Annotated in this window: 5 protein-coding genes; all 5 read right to left on the bottom strand. The window is 38.1% G+C overall.

Annotated features, from left to right (window positions below):
- Nucleotides 1–626: 626 nt before the first annotated feature.
- Nucleotides 627–1,634, bottom strand: coding sequence for a hypothetical protein (locus tag M2133_RS15540; protein WP_277467116.1), 1,008 nt, complete (start codon nt 1,632–1,634; stop codon nt 627–629).
- Nucleotides 1,627–1,950 (bottom strand): helix-turn-helix domain-containing protein, encoded by a 324-nt coding sequence (locus M2133_RS15535; protein WP_277467115.1) that lies wholly within the window; start codon nt 1,948–1,950, stop codon nt 1,627–1,629. Before M2133_RS15535 ends, M2133_RS15540 begins: the two co-directional genes overlap by 8 nt.
- Before the next feature lie 207 nt (nt 1,951–2,157).
- Nucleotides 2,158–2,973, bottom strand: coding sequence for a hypothetical protein (locus M2133_RS15530; protein ID WP_277467114.1), 816 nt, complete (start codon nt 2,971–2,973; stop codon nt 2,158–2,160).
- Nucleotides 2,970–3,200 (bottom strand): hypothetical protein, encoded by a 231-nt coding sequence (locus M2133_RS15525; RefSeq protein ID WP_277467113.1) that lies wholly within the window; start codon nt 3,198–3,200, stop codon nt 2,970–2,972. The genes M2133_RS15530 and M2133_RS15525 overlap by 4 nt, the downstream gene beginning before the upstream one ends.
- Before the next feature lie 284 nt (nt 3,201–3,484).
- Entirely contained in the window at nt 3,485–4,684 is a 1,200-nt protein-coding gene (locus M2133_RS15520) for a site-specific integrase (RefSeq protein ID WP_277467112.1), read from the bottom strand.
- Nucleotides 4,685–5,017 lie beyond the last annotated feature (333 nt).

Here is a 5,017-nt window from a genome sequence, read left to right as displayed (position 1 = left end):
CGCCAGGAACCTCAAAAAAATCTCTCGAAAGCCTCTATTTATAAGGCTTCTTCGGGGGATTTTTCGTTTTAGGGATAAAAAAAGGGATAAAAATCCGGTTTTACCCAAGGATTTACTGGGTGTTTTCGTCGTGAATCAACAAAATAAGCATTCATTTTTCGGATAAATCAACAAAACATTTTAAGCATCCTGCAACCGTTCAAATTCATCATACATTCTTTTCGGTCAGGAAAGCCGGAGATGAGTAGATAGACAATTTCGTCTGTCATCAAAACAGAGATGAGGCAATGAGGAAGTGAATCAGGAAAAGCTGAATTTCCCTCGCAGACAATTAAGCCCCATTACAGCCTCTTTCTTCTCTTCCGTGATAAAGTGACTACCGGAAAGGAAGAAGAGTCCATGGATGGCCTGCTAATCGCCCCATGAACTCTTTCTTTATCGCTGGTACTTCCGGTGTCAGAAAAGATGCCTGAAAATATCTTTTAATATTCATCAAAAGAAGGATTCACTATTCAAAGGAATTCCAATAGTTAAACACCTTCAAACATCAGGGAATTTACACTTTACTATATCAATGGGAAATACACTATGGGAGTTGAATTAATTAAACGTTCTTCTTCATTCTATTATTTCTTCAATATCCCGGCTGGAAGCAAGGTCTTGTTTTCCCTGATTTTTCCTTCACGACCAAGCTGACAGAGCAACTGAATGTAAATACTGCGCATGATTCTGGTTTCGCATGAGGTGTCTGCCATCAGCTTGTAGAATTTCTTCAACAGTCTTGATTTAAGTCCCCGGTCTCCTGTTTTCTTTATCTCTTCAAAAACCAAATGAAGCCCCTTGTCCTTCATCGCATAAATCAACAAATAGTCTGTGTATTCTTTCGCACTTTTTCCATCAAAGACAGGCAAATGATCACTTTTCGGTGAAATTTCAAAACGTCCTGTTTCGCGCCAAAAGAAAGAATAAAGCAATGAGAAATTTTTCTGCAATTCTCCCAGTGTCAATCCATATTCATCGCCAACAGAAAGTCTTCTTGAGAGTTCTTTTTTCCCTCCAGACAAAGTGAATTCAACACGTGTCCAATTTTCACTTTCGCTCTTTTTTAGGAAATCACTTTCTTCAGGGGACAATCTCTTTTTACCGCAACGTGTGTCTATTATTTCTTTACATTTATCATACATTATAGCTTTATAATTTTTCGTTTTGGACTTAAATTTTACAGATGTTGGTGCAATGAATGTTTCATACCGTTGATCCCTGAAGCCAACAAGAAAAGGCTTGATGCTAAGAAAATCCACTTTCATTTTTACATTGAGTCCAATTTCTGCATGCCAAACATCAAAAGTAAAGAGCCAGAAAGTTGGAATGCCCAATGTCTTACTGAGTTTCCGCAAAGCCAACAAAAAGGTTTTGGATGTGAAATCTTTCAACGAACACTCACCAAAATACCATTTTCTCAAACTGCCCTTGAGGACAATACTTTCATTAATTGTGAGTCGCAGGTAAACGCCAGTGTCTTCATTCTCAATTTTATAGTCACAGGGACGAATACACTCAAATTTATCAAGATTACTTTCGATCTTTTTCTTCACCAATGGGTCATATGTGCGAAGCCGGATATGATCAATCATTGCTTTCTCCTTTCTTTTTATACACATTCATCAAATCTTCTTTCTGGTATCTCAGGGGGCGTTTCCCGGGATTCATTTCTTGGATGAGTCCTTCTCTCCGGAATCGAAATAAAGTCGTCCTGGAGACGCCCAAATACTTCTCAGCCTCTCGTGAAGTGAAGGTTTTCTTGTTCTCACTCCCTTTTAGCAAATCCAAATAATAATCCTTATTCAGCATCACATGTGCATTGACAAGGATTCGCAGCCTTTCGTCTGTGATGATTACTAAAGAACCATCTTTCTGTTCTTCAAAAATTTTACTTTTTAGTCGTTTCATGCCTTCGCTTTTTTATGTATATATCAGCAGACTTTTCTTTTTTCTCAAAACGTCCTATTTTTTATACATATTTAACAAAAGACTTCCGAAAATTGGCAGTGACTTTCCTTCCTGAAATGGATTTTTAGACGAAAAAAAAGGGAACACCATCAAAGGCATTCCCGTTTTTTTAATTCATCAAGTTTTTATCGTTACGCCAATCTCATTTTAGTCAGGATAACTTGCCCTAACAGAGGATGTCACTTGGGTGACATTATCACGAAACCAAACAGGCATTGAATAAAAATCCAAGAATTTGGCATAATCTCTTATTTTTTCAACGTCATTTGGATTATCAAGCTGTCTCTTATAATCAGATATCTGTTCCTTTAAGGCAGTTATCTGTTTTTCAGACAAAGTCTCCCTGTTCATCACTACAAAACGTGTCAATATCAACACCCGCATCGCATCTTGATGATCTCTGTGTTTCATTCTGGGCATAGAAGATTCTTCAACAACTTGAATTCCGAACCATTCTTCCACTGGGCGGTTGTCTTGATTATAGGTTTTTATTGCCTTCTCTTTTAACTTCAAAGCTTTCTTTTCATCACATTTTTCTCTCATTTTGTAGAATGTCTTAGCAGCCTGATAATAATCACCATCAGAATATTCTTCATATTCATCAGCAACCGCATAACAGCATTTTTCTACTTCTTGTACTAAATCAAAAACAAGAATTCGTTTATTCGGCGAAGATGATCCATCGACAGAACTGCAATATCTATCATAGCCTCTTTTAAACCCAGCACTAAATGCATCAATGACCCATTCGGAATATTTCATGCCAAAATTTATATTCAACAAAATATCTTCCCATTGCAATATCGTCATTTGCACTAATTCCGGTTTTCGAAAAGATGTTGCGTCAGCATTCGTCATCCGGTGAAGCGGTTTAACAGACTGAGCACTTAGTTTACAGCAGGTGCAAGCAAAAACACTCAAACATACGATGAAAAATGACACTGTATTTCTCATATTTTTCATTCAGGTTTATTAGTTACAGATTGTCTTATTCTTTCGTCTTCCAACATCCTTTCTCTTCTTCGCTTTTCCGTGTCTCCCAAACAAGCTAAAATAATCATGGATAAATACGGAGTAATGAAACAAGCGACAAGAAACCAACCCAAACCACTTCTTCCTTTTTTACGAGCCATGCTTGCAGTTACGAACGTGAACACGATGGTGATTAAGAAAATAAAAATAATTTCCATAAGGCGATTTTTTACGATTCTCCTCAGCAACCACAGGAGAGCTTTTTATATAAGAAGTGGGCTGCCATCCATGCATACTCGTAAGGTATCGCCAAACACCCAGTATATACGCACAGATAGACAACCCACCATTATGAGCTGTCTACTGCGCCTCGTATATACCATGTTCAAAGTTGGCGATTTCAACGAGTATGAGGCACTTCCTTTTTTATAACGTCTGTTCCGAAGAACAAAACAAAGATAGTTAGTTTTTTATTCATTGTCTGATTTTCCAGCAATTTCAATTAAATTTTCGCCCATGCCTTTTCCATCGTTTCGCGCAAGGCTTCTTTCCCCAGATTTACATACCGCTGGGTCATCTTTATGTCGGAATGCCCCATGAGATTACTCAAAGCAAAAGCAGAAACAGTTCCCGTGCCTCCCAACTGGGTTCCGAAAGTATGCCTGGCAACATGTGACGTGACGTTCTTTTCTATTCGTGCAATCGCAGCCAATTCTTTAAGATTTCTGTTCAGCAACTGGTTCGGCACATAAGGGAAAATGCGTTCACTTTCGGGTCTTTTATTCCTGTGCTTTATTAAAATGCTTCTGGCTTTTTTACTCAGAGGAACAAAGACTGGCTTGCCTGTTTTAACTTGCAATTTAAACAACTCCCAAGCCGTTTCGTCAATATCATTCTTCTTCAAATCCATGACGTCCGAATACCGCAAGCCTGTCTCACAAGAAAAGATAAAGATGTCTTTCGCTGTCCTCATTGATTCACAGGCATCCTTCGGTAAAGGGGTGCGGTAAAAGCGGTCATACTCAACTGGTGTTAATGCAACCTGACGATGTTCCCCGTTCTCAATGGCATAATCAACAAAAGGATTTTCGATTCGATAGCCACACTTCATCGAATACCGGACAATCGTTCTGAAAATCTTCAACCTTTTGGCAACAGTGTTCGTGTTATTTGGCTTCCTTCTTTTTTCGCGCAAATGCTTCTTTAACTTCTCCAGAAAAGTAAAATCAACAACCTGCATGGACTCGCTTTTATACTCTTTTTTAGCAAAATCACAAATCACAGCCTTCGTCGTACGGTAATTGTGAATGGTTCCAGCCCTCAGTTCATTCAATGCAATATAATTGTCAAAGGCATCGCCAATGAGCAGGTCTTTTTTCTTTTCCTCGGGTGCGCTTTTTATCTCTTCCCCTTTTAGAAGTGCAATGATCTCTTCGATGGTCACTGATTCTTCCAATGCCTCTTTCTTATTCGCAAACTTCTTGTACATCAAGACTTTTTCCGCAAGAAATTTATTGATTTCATCGGCATCGGGTGCTTTCTTCGTTACGCATTCATTTCGCTTGTCCCAGAATCGGGGTTCAACACTTTTTCCAGTTGACACACGCCTCTTTTCCCGGTCGACATAAACCAAGAACTCAATCCGACATTTCCCGTCCTTCCGCAAGGATTCCTTTCTCACTAATGTTTTTAAACTAACCATGATTCTTTTCGTTTCCTACTTAATAACCGGCAAGCATCATTCTTTTTCCAAAATGCCACTATTTTTCGTAATATTAACATTCATTCAGCAGCGAATTTCGATTTAACATTCTGAATGACAAAATTTTAAAGTAAAAAAAACAAAGAAGGATAATACATTTCTTACAACAAAACTCATTTAGTCAACAAAAAATTTAGGGATAAAAAAAGGGATAACACGATATGAAACATAGTGAAACACTAATCAACCCCTTAAATGGGACTTTTTACGAAAAGATAAGAAAAATTAAAGGATTTATGTTTCACGCTGTGTCACAAACTATTACGCCAGGAA

The organism is Parabacteroides sp. PF5-6 (genome assembly GCF_029504695.1).
Lineage (GTDB): Bacteria > Bacteroidota > Bacteroidia > Bacteroidales > Tannerellaceae > QVMG01.
This window is presented reverse-complemented; position numbering and strand designations above follow the sequence as displayed.